At 66.6% G+C, this 20,195-nt stretch carries 16 protein-coding genes and 4 tRNA genes; 16 read left to right on the top strand and 4 right to left on the bottom strand.

Features of this window, described 5'->3' with window-relative positions; all coding sequences use genetic code 11:
* Positions 1-530 precede the first annotated feature (530 nt).
* Complete coding sequence (locus tag EF294_RS02620; protein WP_425459386.1) at positions 531-1,784, bottom strand: geranylgeranyl reductase family protein; 1,254 nt, start codon at positions 1,782-1,784, stop codon at positions 531-533.
* Positions 1,785-1,951: 167 nt separating this feature from the next.
* Here EF294_RS02620 and EF294_RS02625 point away from each other — a divergent pair, with 167 nt between their 5' ends.
* Together EF294_RS02625 and htpX are read left to right on the top strand one after the other, a co-directional pair.
* Complete coding sequence (locus tag EF294_RS02625; RefSeq protein ID WP_123925452.1) at positions 1,952-2,968, top strand: polyprenyl synthetase family protein; 1,017 nt, start codon at positions 1,952-1,954, stop codon at positions 2,966-2,968.
* 133 nt (positions 2,969-3,101) lie between these two features.
* Entirely contained in the window at positions 3,102-3,953 is an 852-nt protein-coding gene (htpX, locus tag EF294_RS02630; RefSeq protein ID WP_123925453.1) for a zinc metalloprotease HtpX, read from the top strand.
* Between the two features lie 20 nt (positions 3,954-3,973).
* Here htpX and EF294_RS02635 read toward each other — a convergent pair whose 3' ends face one another.
* Positions 3,974-4,465, bottom strand: a complete 492-nt coding sequence (locus EF294_RS02635; RefSeq protein ID WP_123925454.1) for a YajQ family cyclic di-GMP-binding protein — start codon at positions 4,463-4,465, stop codon at positions 3,974-3,976.
* Positions 4,466-4,694: 229 nt separating this feature from the next.
* Between EF294_RS02635 and EF294_RS02640 the strand changes: the two genes are divergently transcribed.
* The 6 genes from EF294_RS02640 to EF294_RS02665 all read left to right on the top strand — a co-directional run bounded on the left by EF294_RS02640 (position 4,695) and on the right by EF294_RS02665 (position 7,375).
* Positions 4,695-4,775, top strand: a tRNA-Tyr gene (locus tag EF294_RS02640).
* A gap of 135 nt (positions 4,776-4,910) precedes the next feature.
* A tRNA-Thr gene (locus EF294_RS02645) sits at positions 4,911-4,983 on the top strand.
* Between the two features lie 41 nt (positions 4,984-5,024).
* Positions 5,025-5,098, top strand: a tRNA-Met gene (locus tag EF294_RS02650).
* 84 nt (positions 5,099-5,182) lie between these two features.
* Complete coding sequence (gene rpmG, locus EF294_RS02655; RefSeq protein ID WP_003929651.1) at positions 5,183-5,350, top strand: 50S ribosomal protein L33; 168 nt, start codon at positions 5,183-5,185, stop codon at positions 5,348-5,350.
* A gap of 178 nt (positions 5,351-5,528) precedes the next feature.
* Complete coding sequence (locus EF294_RS02660) at positions 5,529-6,629, top strand: fused (3R)-hydroxyacyl-ACP dehydratase subunits HadA/HadB (RefSeq protein ID WP_123925455.1); 1,101 nt, start codon at positions 5,529-5,531, stop codon at positions 6,627-6,629.
* A gap of 401 nt (positions 6,630-7,030) precedes the next feature.
* Positions 7,031-7,375 carry a hypothetical protein gene (locus EF294_RS02665; protein WP_123925456.1) on the top strand — a complete coding sequence of 115 codons (345 nt, stop codon included), beginning with the start codon at positions 7,031-7,033 and terminating at the stop codon, positions 7,373-7,375.
* On the opposite strand, the gene EF294_RS02670 is transcribed toward EF294_RS02665, so the two are convergent.
* Entirely contained in the window at positions 7,287-8,315 is a 1,029-nt protein-coding gene (locus EF294_RS02670) for a DMT family transporter (protein WP_123925457.1), read from the bottom strand. The genes EF294_RS02665 and EF294_RS02670 overlap by 89 nt on opposite strands.
* Here EF294_RS02670 and EF294_RS02675 point away from each other — a divergent pair.
* The 7 genes from EF294_RS02675 to EF294_RS02705 all read left to right on the top strand — a co-directional run bounded on the left by EF294_RS02675 (position 8,314) and on the right by EF294_RS02705 (position 14,322).
* Positions 8,314-9,732 (top strand): aminotransferase-like domain-containing protein, encoded by a 1,419-nt coding sequence (locus tag EF294_RS02675; RefSeq protein ID WP_123925458.1) that lies wholly within the window; start codon positions 8,314-8,316, stop codon positions 9,730-9,732. The genes EF294_RS02670 and EF294_RS02675 overlap by 2 nt on opposite strands.
* Before the next feature lie 270 nt (positions 9,733-10,002).
* A tRNA-Trp gene (locus EF294_RS02680) sits at positions 10,003-10,075 on the top strand.
* Between the two features lie 38 nt (positions 10,076-10,113).
* On the top strand, positions 10,114-10,593 hold the full coding sequence (gene secE, locus EF294_RS02685) for a preprotein translocase subunit SecE (RefSeq protein WP_185090925.1): 480 nt from the start codon (positions 10,114-10,116) through the stop codon (positions 10,591-10,593).
* 147 nt (positions 10,594-10,740) lie between these two features.
* Positions 10,741-11,604 (top strand): transcription termination/antitermination protein NusG, encoded by an 864-nt coding sequence (gene nusG, locus EF294_RS02690; protein ID WP_123925460.1) that lies wholly within the window; start codon positions 10,741-10,743, stop codon positions 11,602-11,604.
* 103 nt (positions 11,605-11,707) lie between these two features.
* Positions 11,708-12,139, top strand: coding sequence for a 50S ribosomal protein L11 (gene rplK / locus EF294_RS02695; protein WP_006370804.1), 432 nt, complete (start codon positions 11,708-11,710; stop codon positions 12,137-12,139).
* A gap of 172 nt (positions 12,140-12,311) precedes the next feature.
* Positions 12,312-13,028, top strand: coding sequence for a 50S ribosomal protein L1 (rplA, locus tag EF294_RS02700; RefSeq protein ID WP_123925461.1), 717 nt, complete (start codon positions 12,312-12,314; stop codon positions 13,026-13,028).
* 358 nt (positions 13,029-13,386) lie between these two features.
* Positions 13,387-14,322 (top strand): alpha/beta fold hydrolase, encoded by a 936-nt coding sequence (locus EF294_RS02705; protein WP_123925462.1) that lies wholly within the window; start codon positions 13,387-13,389, stop codon positions 14,320-14,322.
* A 451-nt stretch (positions 14,323-14,773) separates the two neighbouring features.
* On the opposite strand, the gene EF294_RS02710 is transcribed toward EF294_RS02705, so the two are convergent.
* Positions 14,774-18,346: an indolepyruvate ferredoxin oxidoreductase family protein gene (locus tag EF294_RS02710; RefSeq protein WP_123925463.1), complete on the bottom strand. Its 3,573-nt coding sequence runs from the start codon at positions 18,344-18,346 to the stop codon at positions 14,774-14,776.
* A 213-nt stretch (positions 18,347-18,559) separates the two neighbouring features.
* On the opposite strand from EF294_RS02710, the gene EF294_RS02715 reads away from it, so the two are divergent.
* A complete protein-coding gene (locus tag EF294_RS02715; protein ID WP_425459387.1) occupies positions 18,560-20,170 on the top strand; it encodes a carboxyl transferase domain-containing protein in 1,611 nt (536 codons plus the stop codon).
* The last annotated feature ends 25 nt before the right edge of the window (positions 20,171-20,195 follow it).

A 20,195-nucleotide genomic window follows, 5' to 3' on the forward strand; every position in this document is an offset into this window, starting at 1 on the left:
TCTGGCCCCGGCCAGATCTGCAGCGTGAAAGGGATTGTAGCCAGGATCGTCGGGTTTGGGAGGGTTGGCGTGAAGGTTGTGGATGAAGGGTCAGACGCTGCGGCGGACGGGGCATTCAGGGGCGAAGGTGCCTGGCTCATCGCCCTGGTAGCTGCGCGGACAACAGCGTATCTGCGACATGTCACGCCCCAGCTGGGTAGGTACGGGCCGGCGAAGAATCGGACGGCCAGTCCTCACGCCTCGCGCCCGTTGCGGGCAACGACACGTCCTTGACACGTCCTCGATACGGGCGAGGCTATCTCGTAGCCGGTGCTCGGCGCGGCGAGTACTGATGCGATCCCGGGGCGACAGACTAAGTGGACGGCATGACGCTCCTGAGGCGGTCATTTTTCAGAAGTGCGAAGCATGTCTTTGGTTTTGTTCCAATCCGACGGGAACGAGCTGCGCCAGAGCGCAGTCGGTGCCTCTGAGAGCGCTGTCGGTGCCCCTGAGAGCGCTGTCGGCGATGGGGCGGGCGCTGTCGCCAAGCGTCAGCTGAACGGCGGGCGTTCGTCGATGCGGGTCGACAGATGGCCGACGCCACGCCAGGCGCGCGCGATGAGGTCGGTGTCGTCGGGTGTGATGAGATTGCCCATCACCCGGACCACCAGCGACATCAGCCGGGCCGACCGGATTCCGGGGCGGCCCAGGGCGGGGACGGTCTGCGGCATCGTCAGCAGGCCGGCGAGCCGACGGGCGGCGGAGAACGCCAGTCCGTAGTGGTCGGCGAGCAGAGCGCGCCAGGCGTGCGTATGGTCGTCGCCGGACAGGAGGTCAACCGACAGCCGGGCGGTCTCCAGTGCGTAATCGATGCCCTCTCCGTTGAGGGGATTCACGCACGCCGCGGCGTCGCCGATGAGCATCCAGTTTCGGCCGGCGACATTGCTGACCGCACCGCCCATCGGAAGCAGCGCCGAGGCGATGCGCACCGGCTCACCGGTGATCTGCCACTCATCGGCGACCATGTGCGAGTAATGCTCGAGGATCGGCCGAAGCGCCATGTGCGCTGGCCTTTTGGACGTTGCCAGCGCGCCGACGCCGACATTGAGCAGCCCCTCGCCAAGTGGGAACACCCAGCCGTATCCGGGCAGCAGTTCACCGCCGGGACCGCGGAGTTCGAGGTGCGACCCCATCACGGTGGCGTCGGCGCGCGGGGACGGGACGTAGGCGCGTGCGGCCACTCCGTACGCGGTGTCGCGGTGCCACTGTCGGCCGAGGATCTTGCCGAGTCCCGAGCGCACCCCGTCAGCGACGATGACCTGCCCGACGCGGATCGTTCGCCGACCATCGGCGGTGTCGAGTACCACTGCGCAGATGCGGTCGCCGTCGCGCTCGACGTCGACGGCCTTGGCTCCCGACACCATTCGCGCGCCCCGCGCGAGGGCGAATTCGCGGATCGCGTCGTCGAGTTCGAGGCGCGCGACGGCGCTGCCGTAGGCGGGGAAACGGCCCGACGGCCATGGCACGAACACGCTGCGGCCCCAGCCATTGAGCTGCAGACCGTCCAGACGCGGCCGCATGTCGAGAAGATGTCCCAGGCCGAGGCGATCGAGTTCGGCGACAGCGCGCGGGGTGAGTCCATCGCCGCAGGTCTTGTCGCGCGGGAACACCGCCGCATCGACGAGAACCACCTGGTGACCGGCCGACGCGGCATAGGCGGCGGCCGCCGAACCGGCCGGTCCGGCGCCGACGACCAGGACGTCGGCGGCGTCGGGGACCTCGACGGGGGGCACATGGATGCTCACCTGACCAGTATGTCGGCGCACCTTCGGGCGATGCTGCTCGGGCGGCGCCGGTGCCAGACGCTAGGCTGCACAGGGGGTAGTGCCCTGGGGTATGGCGCCCGGTGCGTCACGCCGATGGCCTTGACCCTCTGGAAACGGAACTTCTCGAAACGGAGCGGCGCAAACACGTGAAGTCGACATTCACCGGCGTAGACCTCGGGACCGATGAGTTCGCGGAGACCGTACGGTCCTCGTTGGCCCGCGTCGAGGACCTGCTGCTCACGGAGCTGGCGTCGGGAGACGACGTCATGACCGAGGCGGCGACGCATCTCGCACGCGCCGGCGGCAAGCGATTCCGGCCGATGTTCGCGATCCTCGCATCGCAGTTCGGACGTAACCCCGACGCCGACGAGGTGATCACGTCGGCGACCGTCGTCGAGATGATCCACCTCGCGACGCTATACCACGACGACGTCATGGACGAGGCGCCGATGCGTCGTGGCGCCCAGAGCGCCAACGCCCGGTGGACCAACAGCATTGCGATCCTCTCCGGCGACTTCCTGTTCGCCCGTGCCTCTCGGCTGGTCTCGACGCTGGGCCCCGACGCCGTGCGCATCATCGCCGAGACCTTCGCCGAACTCGTCACCGGGCAGATGCGTGAGACCGTCGGTGCCGCGCAGGGCGCCGACCCGATCGACCACTACCTGAAGGTGGTGTGGGAGAAGACCGGGTCGTTGATCGCGGCGGCGGGCCGATTCGGCGCGATGGCCTCCGGCGCGAGCGCCGACGACACCGAGCGACTTGCCAGGATCGGCGACATCGTCGGTACCGCCTTCCAGGTATCCGACGACATCATCGACATCAGTTCTGTCACAGGCGATTCCGGCAAGACGCCGGGTACCGACCTGCGTGAGGGTGTGCACACCTTGCCGGTCTTGTACGCGCTGCGCGAGGACGACGCGTCGTCGGATCGACTGCGTAAGCTGCTGCTCGCCGACGACGGATCGGCGCGGCCGCTGACCGATGATGCCGAGGTCGCCGAGGCGCTCGATCTGCTCAATGTCTCGGGCGGCATGGTGCAGGCCAAGGACAAGCTCGCCGAATTCGCCGAGCAGGCGCGTGCCGAGCTCGCCCAGTTGCCGACCGGGCCTGCGCACGGGGCACTGAGCTCGTTGGTCAGCTACACCATCGACCGGACCGGATAGCCGAGCGGTCGGATGGCTCACCCCACCTGGAAACCGAAGCGGGGTCTGGCTCGTTGGAGAAACGACAGGGCGTGTGGCCCGCCCGGCAGCCCGCCGGGACGCATACCGACGCCGTAACTCGAACGAGGACCTGATGCACTTCAACGGATTGAAGACCGCGCTCCTGCTCGGCGTGATGTCGGCGATCATCGTCGGCATCGGCGCGATGTTCCGCAGCCCCACCATCCTGTGGGGGTCGGTCATCCTCGCCGTGGCGGTCAACGCCTACGTCTACTTCAACAGCGCCAAGATGTCACTCAAGGCGATGCATGCGCAGCCGGTGACCGAGGTCGAGGCGCCGGTGCTCTATCGCATTGTCCGCGAGCTGGCCACCTCGGCGCATCAGCCGATGCCCGCGCTCTACATCAGCCCGACGGAGTCGCCGAACGCTTTTGCCACGGGTCGCAATCCGAAGAACGCGGCGGTGTGCTGCACCGCCGGGATACTGCGGCTGCTCGATGAGCGGGAATTGCGTGCGGTCCTCGGCCACGAACTGTCGCACGTCTACAACCGCGACATCCTGATCAGTTCGATCGCCGGCGCCATGGCCGCGATCATCAGCGGTCTGGCGAACTTCGCATTGTTCTTCGGGGGCAACCGCAACAACGCCAACCCGCTGTTGATGCTCGTCGTCGCGTTCGTGGCGCCGATCGCGTCGACGCTGATCAAGCTGGCCGTGTCGCGCTCGCGCGAATATCAGGCCGACGCCTCGGGTGCCGAATTGACCAGGGACCCGCTGGCGTTGGCGTCGGCGCTGGCCAAGATCTCCGGCGGTATCCAGGCGGCGCCGCTGCCGCCGCAGCCCGACATCGCCGCGCAGAGTCACGCGATGATCGAGAATCCGTTCCGTGCCACCGACCGGATGGCCAAGCTCTTCTCGACGCACCCGCCGACCGAGGAGCGCATCGCCCGGTTGCAGGAGATGGCGCGGCGCGGGATCAGCTGAGCGCTGCCGTCACCCACCCGCTACCGGTAGTTGACGAACTGCAGCGCGATGCCGAAGTCCTCGCCCTTGAGTAGCGAGATGACGGCCTGGAGGTCGTCGCGCTTCTTGCCGGAGACGCGCAACTCGTCGCCCTGAATCTGAGCCTTGACGCCCTTGGGCCCCTCGTCGCGGATCTTCTTGGAGATCTTCTTCGCGTGCTCGGAATCGATGCCCTGCACGAGCGTTCCGGTGATCTTGAACTGCTTACCCGATGCTGCGGGCTCCCCGGCGTCGAATGCCTTGAGCGAGATGTCGCGGCGGATCAGCTTCTCCTTGAACACCTCGAGGCCGGCGACGGCACGCTCCTCGGCGTCGGAGGTGATGACGATCGCCTCCTCGCCGGACCATGCGATACCGGTGTTGGTGCCGCGGAAGTCGTAGCGCTGGGACAGTTCCTTGGCGGCCTGGTTGAGGGCGTTGTCGACCTCCTGGCGGTCGACCTTGCTCACGACGTCGAACGATGAATCAGCCATGGGGTACAGCCTAGTGGGCGCGCTCACGGGTGAAACGGGCGCTCTCGAGGTGTGGGGAGCGCCGTCGGCGGTGGGGCGGGCGCTGTGGGCGGAGCGACGAGCGCCGTCGGCGAGGAGCGGAGCGCGCTCGGCGGGGGCCGCTGACCAGCAGGTTTGCGTGAACGTGCGGTAGTCGTTGTATTCTTCACGGCGTTGTTCGCGTGGTCCGAAAGGGCCTAGAGGACGGCACGGCAGGTTGCCCGAGCGGCCAAAGGGAGCGGACTGTAAATCCGTCGCGCAAGCTACATAGGTTCGAATCCTATACCTGCCACAAACGAGACGATCGTCGTTCGCGACGCGCCGTCAAGCCGCTGTAACAGGCGATTTGGTGCGCCGTCGGGTCGGTGTGTAACCTCGTTAAGGCTCTCGAGCCGTTCGGTCACCTGACCGTACAGCGCGAGTAAACGCCCCCTTAGCTCAGTCGGCAGAGCGTTTCCATGGTAAGGAAAAGGTCGACGGTTCGATTCCGTCAGGGGGCTCGGGAGGACTTGATCGCCCCCGCGGGTGCTCAGGCCGCCAAGGCGGTGTAGCTCAGCTGGTTAGAGCGCACGACTCATAATCGTGAGGTCGAGGGATCGAGCCCCTCCACCGCTACACAACTCGCAGCGCCCGCGGCGGCCCGGGACACGGGGGCGCGAGCGCCGAGAACACGCAAACCCCCGTGAAAGAAGGATTACAGTGGCTTCCTCGACTGATGTGCGGCCCAAGATCACCTTGGCCTGCGAGGTGTGCAAGCATCGCAACTACATCACCAAGAAGAATCGTCGCAACGATCCCGATCGCCTCGAGATCAAGAAGTTCTGCCCGAACTGCGGCAAGCATCAGGCGCATAAAGAGTCTCGCTGACACAGTCGTCGGCGATCGGCGACATACAGACATATCACTGCGGACCGCCTCGACGAGGCGGTCCGCAGTGGTATGTGCGCGGCACGGAGGAGGCCTTACCTTGCACGTCGCGCCGGCAGCCGTCGGAAGTCATGGATTGACGCCACCGGGACGTGGCATAGGTTAAGGAGCGAATCGCATGTCGTCACAGATCAGCGACGCCGAGATCAAACAGAGAGTCTCTGGGCTGAAGGCCGTGGGCGAGAAGCTCAGCCCCGAGGAGATCGCCGAGCACACCAAGTCGCTCGTCGGCTTCAACTACACCGTCGACGATTACTACGAGATCGGCCGCGAAGAGGTCCGCAAACACGCCCTGGCAGTGCAGGACCCGCATCCGACGCACTGGGACGAGTCCGCCGCGCGCCGGCTCGGCCATGACACCTTGATCGCCGCCCCCACATACGTGTCGGTGCTCGGCATCGTCGCCCAGCGAAAACTGTTCGAGGATGTCATCAGCGGATACGACCTGTGGCAGATCATGCAGACCGATCAGCGGCTGGTCTACCACCAGCCGATGAAGGTCGGCGATCAGCTGGTGTGCGACGTGTCGCTCGACTCGTTCCGGCACGTCACCAGCCCGGAGACGATCGACCTGATGGTGACGAAGAACGTCATCTGGAATCAGCGCAACGAGCCGGTGATGACCACCTACACCTCGTTGGCCGCGCGGCCGGGCATGGAGATCGATCCCGAACTCGCCGAGTCACTCGACCATGTGATGATGAAGGTCGACCGCACCGGCACCGTCGGTCGCACCGTCGAGCCCGAGCCGGGACGCTATGACCGCCCCGACCCCACCGAACGTCCGGGAGCCTACGGTGCGGTGGACTTCGATTCGCTGACCGTGGGCCAGGAACTACCCGCCAAGCGTTTTCTGCTGACCCGCGGCAACCTCACCAACTACGCCGGTGTGGCCGGCGATCCCAACCCGATCCACTTCTCCGACCACCTGGTGAAGGCCTCGGGTATGGGCGATGTGGTGGCGCACGGCATGCAGACGATGGGCCTCGGCGCGACCTTCGTCTCCGAGCACATCGGCGACCCGGCGGCGTTCTGCGAGTACAACGTTCGCTTCACCAGCCCGGTCTACGTGCCCGCCGACGACAGTGCCGCCGTCGATTTCACCGGCAAGATCAAATCCCTCGACCCCGACACCCGCCGCGGCACGATCGCGATCGTCGCCAAACAGGGCGAGCGCAAGATCTTCGGTCGCGCGCAGGCCGTCATCCAGTTCAACTGACGATGTGCGTGATCCGACACGGCGAGGGTTCAGTCTGTGGGCGTTCTACGGTAGGCGTGCGCGTGGATGAGCGGTACCGTCGCATTCTCGACGATGTCGTCGGCTGCCTCCGCCCACCCCGTTCCCTCCATCAGGAAACGAAAGCGTAAAGGTCGACGGCCAGGTTGGCGGCCGTGGTGGGGATCGGCGCGGTCCGATCTCGCCGCGGTCGCGAGCGCGGGCGATGATGACTTCCGTCAGCGCCGTTGCCTTGGTGCGGAGCACGGTCAACGATGAGGGAGTGGGTCGGCCACCGCGCCTGCGATGACGCCGAGGGTGAGCTCACGGCTCTGCGGCCGCAGACGCTCGAGTACCTCGTGGATGGTGTCAGCACATCGCCTGCCAAAGTGCGGGTGTCTGAAATGATGCTGCCTGATGTCGGCTTCTTCAATGGTCACAACATCATTCATCCGGTCTTGGTGCTCACGGTGTGGCTGATGGTGGGGCTGGGTCTCTGCGCGATCGCCCTGCGGCGTCAGAACGACGTCGGTGAGGACGACGAACTCATCGACGAGGTCGTCGGTATCGACGGTTCGGCACGTAGTGACTCCGACGGCGTCGGTGAGTGCATCGCGGCTCACGACTCGGTCCTCCACCTGAGCCACGGAGTCGGTTACGTCATCGAGGGGTCCGGGTACTCGTCGTCCGGGTACTCGAAGGCTGGCGACTCGATTTCGGGCACTCACGCTGACGTGGGGTCGGCGTAACGCGGGAGCGCACAGTGATAGCGGCGCACGCGATCACCGCGCACCCGCCGACGACGAGCGGCACGGTGAGATGCTCGCCGAGCATTGCGACGGCCCAGCCGACACTGAGGACCGGCTGCACCAGCTGGATCTGACTGACCGTGGTGATCGGCCCGATCGCGAGACCGCGATACCAGGCGAAGAATCCGAGGAACATGCTGACGCCGGCCAGGTAGGCGAACGCCAACCACTGGCCGGCGCCGGCGTGCGGTGGATGGGTGGCCACGCTGACCGCCGACACCGCCACCATCACCGGCGCCGCGAGAACCAGTGCCCAGCAGATGGTCTGCCATGAACCGAGTTCGCGCGACATCAGCCCGCCCTGCGCGTATCCGATCGCGCCGAGCACCACCGCCGCGCCGAGTAGGACGTCGGCGACGCCCGGCCTGCTGCCGACGGACCCACCGTGGGCGAGCAGGCTGAACACGACGGTGGCTCCCACCCCGAGAGCCGCGCCGAGCCAGAAGCGCGACGACGGTCGTTCGCCGGTCAATAGCACCGCGACCACCGCCGTCGCCGCGGGCAGCAGGCCGATCACCACCGCGGCATGTCCGGCGGTGGTGCGTTGCATGGCCAGTGAGGTCAGTATCGGGAAGCCGGCCACTACGCCCGCCGACACGGGGACAAGCCGACACAGCTGCCGGCGAGTCGGTAGCGGAGCGCCGACCGCGATGAGTACCACCGCGGCGAGAGCAGCCGCGATGACGGCCCGCCCGCAACCCACGAACAGCGGGTCGAGTCCCGCACCGCCGGTGTCCCCGACCGTGATGCGGGTGAACGGGACGGTGAACGAAAAGGCGATCACCCCGACGAGCCCCCAGGCCAGTCCGTGGGCGGTCGTCGGTCCCTGTGCCGATAGCGGAGGTGACGGAAGTCCGATAGCGCTACTATAGGTGCTCATGTCAGACGATAGCAGTGAGCAGATCGCGCGTCACCTCCGTTCGCTCACCGCAACCGCGAGCCCGGGATCGAAGCTGCCCTCCACTCGCGACCTCGCCGCGCGGTTCGGCGCCGGTCCGGTGACCGTGCAGCGCGCGCTCGCGATGGTGGTGGCCGACGGTCTCGTCGAAACACGGCCCGGCCGTGGCACTTTCGTTCGCGCACGGCAGACGCGGCACTCGGGTGCAGACGTGGCGTGGCAGACGGCAGCGCTCGGACCCCGGCGCGACGGTGGGTCCCCGGTGGGTTCAACCCTGCGGCAGGTGCCGCACGACACGATCGCCATGCATTCGGGCTACCCCGATGAGTCGCTGCTGCCCATCCGCGAGGTCAGTGCTGCACTCGGTCGCGTGGCGCGGCGGCCGGAGTGCTATCGCCGACCGCCGATCGCGGGGATTCCGGAGTTGCGGCGCTGGTTCGCCGACGAGCTCTCCCATACCGACTCTTCTGGGTCTGCGCCTGCCGAGTCCTGGCACTCCGCCGATGTGATGGTCGCCTCGGGTGGGCAGGCGGCGCTGGCCGCGGCGTTCCGTGCGCTCGCCGCCCCCGGCGAAGCGATCGTCATGGAGTCGCCGACCTACTGGGGTGCGATCGGCGCCGCCCGACAGTCCGGCCTGGTGATCGTGCCCGTGCCCCGATCCGACGGCGCGCCCCGGGCCGACGACCTCGACGCCGCGTTGACGTCGTCAGGGGCACGCGTCTTCTACGCCCAGCCCAACCACGCCAACCCCACCGGAGACCGCTGGGATGCCGGGCAGCGGTCGGCGATCCTCGACGTGATCACCGCACACCGCGCATTCCTCGTCGAGGACGATTGGGCGCACGACCTCGGGATCGATGAGCCGGTGCGGCCGCTCGCCGTTGCCGACCGCCACGGGCACGTGGTCTACGTCAGGTCGCTGACCAAGAGCATGTCGCCGTCGATGCGGGTGGCCGGGATTCTCGCGCGTGGACCGGCACGGCTGCGCATCGAGCAGGCGCTGGCTCATTCGGATCTCTTCGTCTCGCCGATACTGCAGTGGGCCGCCCTCGACGTGGTGAGTAGGCCGGCGTGGCGCACACATCGCAGGGCGCTCGCCCGCGCGTTGGGGGACCGGCGCGACGCCCTGCTGGCCGCTCTGCGTGAAGCCGGCTTCGATCCGCGCCGGCCGGCCGGTGGGCTGCATCTCTGGGTAGACCTGGACCTCGGCAGGGCCGGCGACGCGCTGCCCGACGCCGACACCGTCGTCGGGCGGGCGCTGACCAACGGTCTCGCGATCTCGCCGGGTGCCGAGTGGTTTCCCGCGGAGCCGACCGGCCTGTTCGTCCGGCTCACCTATTCCGCGGTCACCCCGGATCGATACGATGACGCCGTCCGGATTCTCTCGGAGAGCCTCTGACGTCGACGGGGTGGACGGGGTGTTCCTAGGGCGTTTTGGGTTCGGCAGGGCCCATGTTCTACACTGAAGTGTCTCGATTGACTTAGACTTGCGCGCTACCCATGGGGTGGCGCGTTGGTTTTGTCGGACGGTTCATTCTGTCGAACGGCGGAATGTCAGTCGCCGAAGGCCACGCGGCCGGACGGTGTCGACACACCAGTCCGTAGGGTGGATCGAGATGGTGGCCCGAGTGGCTCGGCGGGATTTCTCGCCGGGACGTGACGGCCGCAAAGGGGCGTAGCTCAACTGGCAGAGCAGCGGTCTCCAAAACCGCAGGTTGCAGGTTCAAGTCCTGTCGCCCCTGCCCTGGTGAGGGCGTACGTTGACGAGAGGACCTCGAAGTTGAGCAAGCGAGATCGAGCAGCCCGCGCCAAAGATGCCGCGGGGGACGCCGCCGCGGCGGCGGCCGATGAGCTCGAGGTCTCCGATGCCACCGACGATTCCGACGGCGAGAGCCCGACGTCGCTGACGAAATCGGCCGACACCGAGCTGCGTCCGTCCGGTAAGCGTTCGGGCCGGGGTCGCCGTTCGGCGTCTGCCGCCGGCACCGCAGACGACGATTCGGATTCCGCAGGCGGAAGCTCGGTCGCCGTCAAGGAACGCACGAAGAAGGCGTCGCCTGCGGAGAGTCGCAATCCGTTCGTACGGATCTGGCTGTTCCTGCAGCAGGTCGTCGCCGAGCTGAGGAAGGTCATCTGGCCGAGCCGCCGCGACCTGGTCGTCTACACGGCCGTCGTGCTGGTGTTCGTGGTCATTATGACCGCCTTCATCTTCGGCATCGACCTCGGCTTCGCCAAGGGCGTCCTCTGGCTGTTCGGTTAGCGGTTCACCTCGAGTGAGCGCACCGACCATCTCGGGGCGCCCGACAAACCGGTCGTCGGCGGCACGACGGACGCCGCGGTCGAGTGACGACCGGGCGAACGACGTGAGACCGGACCGAAACTGTGAGAAAGAGGAGCGTGGGCTGCAGTGAGCACCCCGGAGAACACCGATGCGGCTGACGTCGAAGGCGTTGAGACCGACGAGGCCGTGACCGACGAGACCCTCGTGGACGAGACCGTCGACCCTGGTGTCGCGGCGCAGGCCGAGGCTGCCGAGGACGAGGCCGCTGCCGTCGATGGCGGTGAGGCCGCGGTTGAGGCCGACGAGGCAGCCGGCGATGAGGTGGCGACCGACGAGGCCGACGCTCCTGCCGAGCCCGAGGCGACCGACCCCGTCGAGGAACTGCGCAAACAACTGCGTCGCGCGCCCGGTGAGTGGTACGTCATCCACAGCTACGCCGGTTACGAGAACAAGGTGAAGGCCAACCTCGAGACCCGCGTGCAGAACCTCGATGTCGGTGACTACATCTTCCAGGTCGAGGTGCCGACCGAAGAGGTCACCGAGATCAAGAACGGCCAGCCCAAGAAGGTCAACCGCAAGGTGCTGCCCGGATACATCCTGGTGCGCATGGATCTCAACGACGAGTCGTGGGGCGCGGTGCGCAACACTCCGGGTGTCACCGGCTTCGTCGGAATGACCTCTAAGCCGTCGCCGTTGAGCCTCAATGAGGTGCTGCAGTTCTTGATGCCGCGCACCGAGGCCAAGAAGTCCGCCGCCAAGGCCGCTTCGGCCGGCGCGAGCGTAGAGGCCGCAGCAGCCGCGGTCACCTCGACCATCGAGGTCGATTTCGAGGTCGGCGAGTCGGTCACTGTCATGGACGGACCGTTCGCGACGCTGCCCGCTTCGATCTCCGAGGTCAACGCCGAGCAGCGCAAGGTCAAGGTCCTCGTGTCGATCTTCGGTCGTGAGACACCCGTCGAACTCGGCTTCAATCAGGTCGAAAAGATCTGAACACACCGGGGCTCGGCCCCCGTGACCCCCGATCAGCGGGTCGACAGACTTCCACGCCTCCAGCGGACGTGGATCAGCAGGAAGAACAACCAAGGAACTAGAGATGCCTCCCAAGAAGAAGAAGCTTGCCGGGATCATCAAGCTCCAGATCCAGGCAGGCGCGGCCAACCCGGCCCCGCCCGTGGGTCCGGCGCTTGGTCAGCACGGCGTGAACATCATGGAATTCTGCAAGGCGTACAACGCCGCGACCGAGTCGCAGCGTGGCAACGTCATTCCGGTGGAGATCTTCGTGTACGAAGATCGGTCGTTCGACTTCAAGTTGAAGACCCCGCCGGCGGCGAAGCTGCTCCTCAAGGCTGCCGGCCTGCAGAAGGGCTCTGGCGAGCCGCACACGAAGAAGGTCGGCAAGGTCTCGATGGACCAGGTCCGCGAGATCGCCAAGACCAAGCAAGAAGACCTCAACGCCAACGACATCGACCAGGCCGCGAAGATCATCGCCGGTACTGCTCGGTCGATGGGTATCACCGTCGAGTGAGCTCGCGATCTCGCGTTGTCACCGTCGAGTGAGCTCGCGATCTCGCGTTGTCACCGTCGAGTGAGTTCGCGGATTCGCGCTCTCACCGAGGGCTGAGGCTTCAGATGTAGTGGGAGGGCCGGCTCGGCCCGCACCACCAACCCGAATAGTTTTACGGAGAAAGAACAGAGCAATGAGCAAGAAGAGCAAGGCCTACGTGGCCGCGGCCGAGAAGGTCGACAAGAGCAAGCTCTACAGCCCGCTGGAGGCTGCCGAGCTGGCCAAGGACACGTCGTCGAAGAACACCGACGCGACCGTCGAGGTTGCGATCCGGCTGGGCGTCGACCCCCGCAAGGCGGACCAGATGGTTCGAGGCACCGTCAATCTGCCCCACGGGACCGGTAAGACCGCCCGCGTGATCGTGTTCGCCACCGGCGACAAGGCTGCCGAGGCCGTGGCCGCCGGTGCCGACGAAGTGGGCGCCGAGGATCTCATCGAAAAGATCCAGGGCGGCTGGCTGGACTTCGACGCCGCGATCGCCACCCCCGATCAGATGGCCAAGGTCGGCCGCATCGCGCGGGTCCTGGGCCCGCGTGGCCTGATGCCGAACCCGAAGACCGGCACCGTCACCCCGGACGTGACCAAGGCCGTCAACGACATCAAGGGCGGCAAGATCAACTTCCGCGTCGACAAGGCAGCGAACCTGCACTTCGTGATCGGTAAGGCCTCGTTCGACGCCACCAAGCTGGCCGAGAACTACGGTGCCGCCTACGACGAGATCATGCGCGCCAAGCCGTCGGCTGCCAAGGGCCGCTACATCAAGAAGGTCACCGTCTCCACCACCACGGGCCCGGGTATCCCGGTCGACCCGGCGGTTACCCGCAACTTCGCCGAGCCCGCACAGGCCTGAGCGAGTTCGACAACCTCGACACCCCCGATCGCCCTGGTGGCGGTCGGGGGTGTTGTCGTTGTGACGGACCGACAATCGTTGTGGCGTGGCGTGGCGTGGCGTGGCGGTCCGGACCATGAGCGGGTGAACCGTGGCGTGTTGTCGGCCGCGAACTTCAGTCGCTGATTCTTCGCGCTGTTCGGCGAGACCCCGCAACCTGTCGCACCCTAGCAACCAAGGACGTCGAGTTCGCGGTGGTCTGACTGTTCACGATGACAGTCCGGACCCGGTCGGTCGGCCGGCTTTGCGATTTTGCCGGGCGCATGTGGCGACGCTGTTAGCGTTACGACGTCACCGATCACCGCCACAGGAGCCAACGATGTCACTCCGCGAAGTCGAGTTCACCTCGAGCAATCAACGGGACACGATCTACGGGTGGATCTACGAGCCGGTACGGCCGGCCCGGGGGATTATCCAGCTGATCCATGGACTGGGTGAACACTCGCGACGCTACCTCCCGCTGATCACGAAGTTGCTGGATGCGGGGTTCGTCGTAGCGGCCGACGATCACGCTGGGCACGGCAAGACGGCGATGTCGTCGGGCATCTGGGCCGACGTCGGTGATCGGGCGGATCAGGTGGTGGTGGACGATGAACGCTCGTTGCGCTCGATCGTGCGCGAACGTCATCCCGATCTGCCGTACGTGATCTTTGGGCACTCGTGGGGGTCGATGATCGCGCGCGGACTGGTGAGTGGGGACAGTGATCAGGTCGACGGGTTGATTCTGTGTGGTATCGCCGCAGGTATTCACGGCATCGAGAATCTGCTCGACCGTCATGCTCTCGCCGCCGAGACCGATACTGCTGCGCCGGCATCAGAGGCGTACGTGGTGTCGATGTTCGACGGGTTCATCTCCCGCTACGAGCCGGGATCCGGCCCGACGGCGTGGGTGGCCCGCGACCCCGACGTCGTCGCTGATCATGCCATCGACCCGCTGAACAACTTCGGCGCCCCGATGTCGGTGCGGTTCCTGCGCGGATTCGTCGACCTCTACGACGCCGCCAATGCTGCCGACTGGTACCGGTCGATACGTGCTGATCTTCCGGTGTTGATCCTCGCCGGCGACGGCGACCCGGTCACCAACTTCGGGGAGGGCGCCTACCATGTGGCCAATCAGCTTGCGCGCAGCGGACATCCGGACGTCCGCACCCGTGTATACACCGGCTTTCGGCACGAGGTTCACAACGAGCCCGAGATCCGTGACGAAGTAGCCGGAGAGATCATCGATTTCGCGAGTCGCTGCGTCGAACGGTGACCTGAGCGCCGATCTGTTGCGCCGGTGGCTGTCCGGCTTCGGTGGTCCGAGTCCAACACCGTAGCAGTGGGGCTCGAGGCGCGCCCCACGCGGCTCGCACCTCGACCAGCCGGGGATGACGCAGGCCATCGAAGGATGCTGACACTTCTCCCGCCTGGCGAGCCGTCCCATCGGGATGGGGTTGTTTCTGTGGAGTTCTCAAACAACAGATGCGGGCCCGGCCGTGCCGGGTGTGGGGAATCAGGTCGTGGGGCAGTGCAGGTCAGGCTGCTACGTCGTCGAGTCGCATGGTGCGTCGGTAGTTGGACGGCACTGTCCGGCGTTTCGGATCCTCGGCTATCGGGCGGGGTGGGTTGTTCGGCCATCGGAGGAGGGTCTCGATTGACGATGAGGAGATGCAGACGCCACGGGCGCCCCTGGCAGCAGCGAGGGGCGCCCGTGGCCGATCGGGTTACAGTCCGAGGGTCGAACGCATCTGGGCGACGGTCTCGCGATAGCGTGCGACGTTGGCCATCTTGATGTCCTCGTAACCCCGGACCATGTCCGGCAGGGCCGCGAGCTCGACTAGCGACGAATACTGTTGCGGTGTGACCGAACCCGATTCCCAGCTCGTGACGATCGCGTCGAGGAGTGAACGGTACTCGCCGATGAGGGCGCGTTCGGTCCGACGGATCTCGTTGTAGCCGAAAGGATCGAGGCGACTACCGCGCAGCCACTTCATCTTCGCCAAGGTGCCGAGGCCGGGCTTGGCCCACGCGCCGAGCGACATCTTCTCCTTCATGCCTACGGCCCGCAAGGTCGGCGGGTGTAGACGCACCGCGACCTTCGCGTCGGCGCCGTACTGGTCGGAGACCTGCGCGGCGAACATCGGGTCGGCGGTGAGCCGGGCCACCTCGTACTCGTCCTTGTAGGCCATGAGTTTGTACAGATTGCGAGCCACCGCGTCGGTCAGCTCGTCGCCCGCGCTGCTGCGATGTACACGTGCGACGGCGTCGAGATACTCACGGGCATAACGCTCGTCGGCGTAACCGACGAGATCGTCGACGCGCAGCGCGATGGTGTGTGCCAACTCGTCGTCGATGCTGCCGAGAGCGTCCACCTGCGCCTGCGCCCACGCGCTCGGCTCGGGTGTGGTCACCACTGGATGCAGCCGTGCGATCTCGGTGCGCACGGCATCCGGGTCGGCCACGACCTGACGCCCCCGGCGGAAGGCCTGGGTGTTGGCCGCCACGGCAACGCCATTGAGACCGATTGCGCGCTCCACGGATTCGGCGCTGATCGGCAGCGCGCCGGCCTGATAGGCGGCGCCCACGGCGAGCATGTTCGCATACTGCTCGTGACCGAACAGCTTTGTCGACAGGGCTCCCGGATCGAGGTAGACCGCGCGCGCCACCCGGGAGTCGATCACGTCGTGGATCTGTGCGTCCGAGGGGAACCCGACCGAGGTGTCCACGACCATCGAACCCGTCGGGATACGCGTGGTCGACACCACGGCGGTGGTCCGATCAGGATCGGTGACCTTGAGGTTGACCGCGTCGGCGGCCACCAGAGAGTCGCACGCGAGGTACAGGTCGCACGTCCCGGAGGCGACTTTGGCGGCCAGCTCGATCGGCCGGTTGGAGATCTTCACGTCGCTGACCACCGCGCCGCCCTTCTGGGCCAGCCCGGTCATATCGACGGTGCGTGCGGCATGGCCGTCGAGAGTGGCTGCGGTCGCCAGGATCTGGGAGATGGTGACCACGCCGGTCCCGCCGATGCCCGTGACCCGCAGCGTCGCCACATCTGTGCCCGGACCCGCGAGTGCTCGCGTGACCGTCGGCCGTGGCAAGGAGTCGGCGGCGAGTTCGGCGGCCGTCGCGGTCTGTGCGCGGTCGTTGGTTCCGGGGGTGACGGTGACGAACGATGGGCAATCACCTTTCAGGCACGAGTAGTCGAGGTTGCACGAACTCTGATCGATGCGGGTCTTACGCCCGAACTCCGTCGGAACAGGATGCACCGAGAGGCAATTGGACTTCTTGCCACAGTCGCCGCAGCCCTCGCAGATGCGCTCGTTGATCATCACCCGAGTGGTCGGGGTGTCCAGGGTGCCGCGCTTGCGCTTGCGACGCTTCTCCGCGGCGCACGCCTGATCGTGGATCAGGACGGTCACACCCTCGACGGCCGCCAGTTCGCGCTGGGTGTCGGCGAGTTCGGAGCGATCACGCACGCTCACTCCGGACGGCAAGCCGTTGGCCTTGGTGCGCGACGGGTCGTCGGAGGTGATGACGATGCGCCCGACACCTTCGGCGAGTAGCAGATTCGCGATCTCGGTCAGGCTGAAGCCGCCGACCGGATCCTGGCCGCCGGTCATGGCGACCGTACCGTTGTAGAGCAACTTGTAGGTGATGTTGGCGCCCGCGGCCACCGCCGCGCGGATGGCCAGTGACCCGGAGTGGGTGAAGGTGCCGTCGCCGATGTTCTGCACGAAATGATCGGCCTCGACGAACGGCGCCATGCCCAGCCACTGCGCGCCCTCGCCGCCCATCTGCGTGACCCCGGCGACGTCGCCGACCTGGTGGGGGTCCATCAGCAGAACCATGGCGTGGCAACCGATTCCGGCGCCGACGAGGGTATTCCGGGGAGAACTGGACCCGCTCGCTTCGCTCCCGGCGTCCGGCACCTGCGTCGAACTGTTGTGGGGGCATCCGGAACAGAAGTAGGGGGTCCGCACGGCGAGTGGCAGTTCGATCCGTGAGCGCCGGCGGCTGCTGCGGTCGAGCCAGTCGATCGCGGCGTCGACGTGATGGTGTCGCGCCAACCGCATGGCCAGACCCCGGGTGACCGCGTCGACGTCGAGTTCGCCGAAGCGCGAGAACAGTGTGGACCCGTCCTCGTTGACCTTGCCGACGATGTGCGGGGCGATGGGATCGCGGAACAGGATGTCGCGCATCATCGTTTCGATGAAGTCACGCTTCTCCTCGACGACGATCACCTCGGCAAGGCGTCCCGATGCGGTGTCGGTGATGAAGCGCCGCAGGATATCCCGCTCGAGCGGGTACACCATGCCGAGCTTGAGGATGCGGATTCCCAGGCGGTTGAGATCCGACTCGGTAAGACCCATCAGATGCAGGGCCTCGCGCACGTCGAGGTAGGTCTTGCCGGCGGCGACGATGCCGATGCGATCGTCGCTCGAGCGCACGGTGATCCGATTCAGGCCGTTGAGGCGGGCGTACTCGTGGGCGCGCGGCATCCGGATGGTGAGCTGATTCTGTTCCAGCTCCATCAGATTCGCGCCGAGAAGGCGCCCCGAGGGAACGTGCGGGCTACGTCCGAGGCCGCCGTACTCCGGGGTGATGCGGGTGGGGTCGAGCTGCACCGTCGAGGCGCCGTCGGCGACGTGTGCGGAGATCTTCAGCGACGTCCAGAGCCCGCTGACGCGGCTCAGGTGGGCGGCGTGGACACCGAGGTCGAGGATGTCCTGGGAGTCCGCCGGGTACAGGATCGGGATGTAGAGGTCGGCCAGTGCCATCTCCGAGGCGCACGGCACGGTCGAACTCTTCGCGCCGGGGTCGTCGCCGACGAGGGCGACCGCGCCGCCGTCGGGGTGGGTGCCGATGATGTTCGCGTGCCGCAGTGCGTCGGAGGCGCGATCGAGGCCCGGGGCCTTGCCGTACCAGTAACCGACCACGCCCGAGCGGGGTTTGCCGGCGTTGTCGGGGGCGAGTCCGGTCACCTGGGCGGCCACCTGCGACCCCATCACCGAGGTCGCGGCGAGCTCCTCGTTGAGGCCGGGGCGATGAACGATGTCGAGGGGCTCGAGCAGTGCGCGACGCTTGGCGAGTTCGAGGTCGTAACCGGCGAGGGGAGAGCCCTCGTATCCGGAGATGAAGGACGCGGTGCGCTGGTTCATGCGGCGATCGACGAGCGCTCGATCGCGCACCATGCGGACGAGGGCGGCGATGCCGCCGAGGAAGACGGTGCCCGATTCACGGACGTAGCGGTCTTCGAGACCGCTGGTCGCGGGGGCATGCGGGGCGAGGGTCATGGGTTCTACCTGGCCTTCTGTAGTTGTGGCGCGCGACTCCCATGGGTGGGGAGACGCAGGTGCTGGTGGCCCGGGGGTGGTGGGCTCACCATCACGATACGAAAAATCGTGATCGTCGTCACGTCGGCTGGGACAATGGCATCTGCGTGACACCGCGCAGGCGGGTGCGTTACAGTGAGTTCAGTTAATTGCCACTAACTGAAAGGTGGGTCGGTGGGTTCCACGGTCACCAGCCCGGCGCAGTCCGCACCGCAGAACCGGTCCACGTCGCGCGACGAGCACCTGACCAACGTCACCGCCCTGCGGCAGGCCCTCGCCACGGCCGCGCGCGGCGGTGGCGAGCGGGCCCGCGAACGCCATGTCTCGCGCGGCAAACTCCTCCCGCGCGACCGCGTCGACGGGCTGCTCGACGTCGGATCGCCCTTTCTCGAGGTGGCGCCTCTCGCTGCCCACGCCATGTACGAAGGCAAGGTGCCCTCGGCGGGGCTCGTCGCCGGGGTCGGGCGGATCGCCGGGCGCGAATGCATGATCATCGCCAACGACGCGACGGTCTCGGGCGGAACGTACTACCCGATGACCGTCAAGAAGCACCTGCGCGTCCAGGAGGTCGCCGCGGCCAACCGCCTGCCCTGTATCTATCTCGTCGACTCCGGTGGCGCGATGCTACTGCAACAGGACGAGGTGTTCCCCGACCGCGAGCACTTCGGTCGCATCTTCTTCAACCAGGCCACCATGAGCGCAGCGGGCATCCCGCAGATCTCGGCAGTCCTCGGTTCGTCGACGGCCGGCGGCGCCTACGTGCCGGCGATGAGCGATGAGACCGTGATCGTGCGCAACCAGGGCACCATCTTCCTGGCCGGCCCACCGCTGGTGAAGGCGGCCACTGGAGAGGACGTGTCGGCCGAGGATCTCGGCGGCGGCGCGATGCACTCCTCGGTCTCCGGGGTCACCGACCACCTCGTCGACAACGACGAGCAGGCCCTGGTGAAAGTACGCGAGATCGTCGCGACCCTCGGCCCCCGCGACCCCGCGCAATGGGAGCTCACCGCTGCCCGGCCCTCGACACGACCGCAGACCGACATCTACGACGTCGTCCCCACCGATCCGCGCACCCCCTACGACGTGCGTTCGGTGATCGAGATCCTGGTCGATGCAAGCGAATTCACCGAATTCAAGGCCAACTACGGCACCACCCTGGTCGCCGCGTTCGCACATCTGCACGGTCATCCGGTCGGCATCATCGCCAACAACGGCGTGCTGTTCAGCGAATCCGCCCTCAAGGGGGCGCATTTCATCGAGCTCTGCGATCAGCGGCGTATTCCGCTGATCTTCTTGCAGAACATCACCGGCTTCATGGTGGGACGCGCCTACGAAGAAGGCGGAATTGCCAAGAACGGTGCCAAGATGGTCAACGCGGTCGCCTGTGCCCGGGTGCCCAAGTTGACGGTGATGATCGGCGGCTCCTTCGGGGCCGGCAACTACTCGATGTGCGGGCGCGCGTACTCGCCACGGTTCTTGTGGAGCTGGCCCAACGCGCGGATCTCGGTGATGGGTGGCCCGCAGGCCGCAGACACCCTGGCCACCGTGCGCCGCAACCAGATCGAACGCTCCGGCGGCGAATGGTCGACCGACGAGGAGGAGACCTTCAAACAACCCATCCGGGAGCAGTTCGCCCAACAGTCCGACGCCTACTACTCGACCGCGCGCCTGTGGGACGACGGCATCATCGATCCCGCCGACACGCGCACCGTGCTCGGACTGGCGCTCGAGACGTGCAGATACGCGCCGCTGACCGAACCGCGCTACGGCGTCTTCCGGATGTGAGACACATGACCACGAGTTCTGACAT

Origin of the sequence: Gordonia oryzae, from assembly GCF_003797185.1 — a bacterium.
Lineage (GTDB): Bacteria > Actinomycetota > Actinomycetes > Mycobacteriales > Mycobacteriaceae > Gordonia > Gordonia oryzae.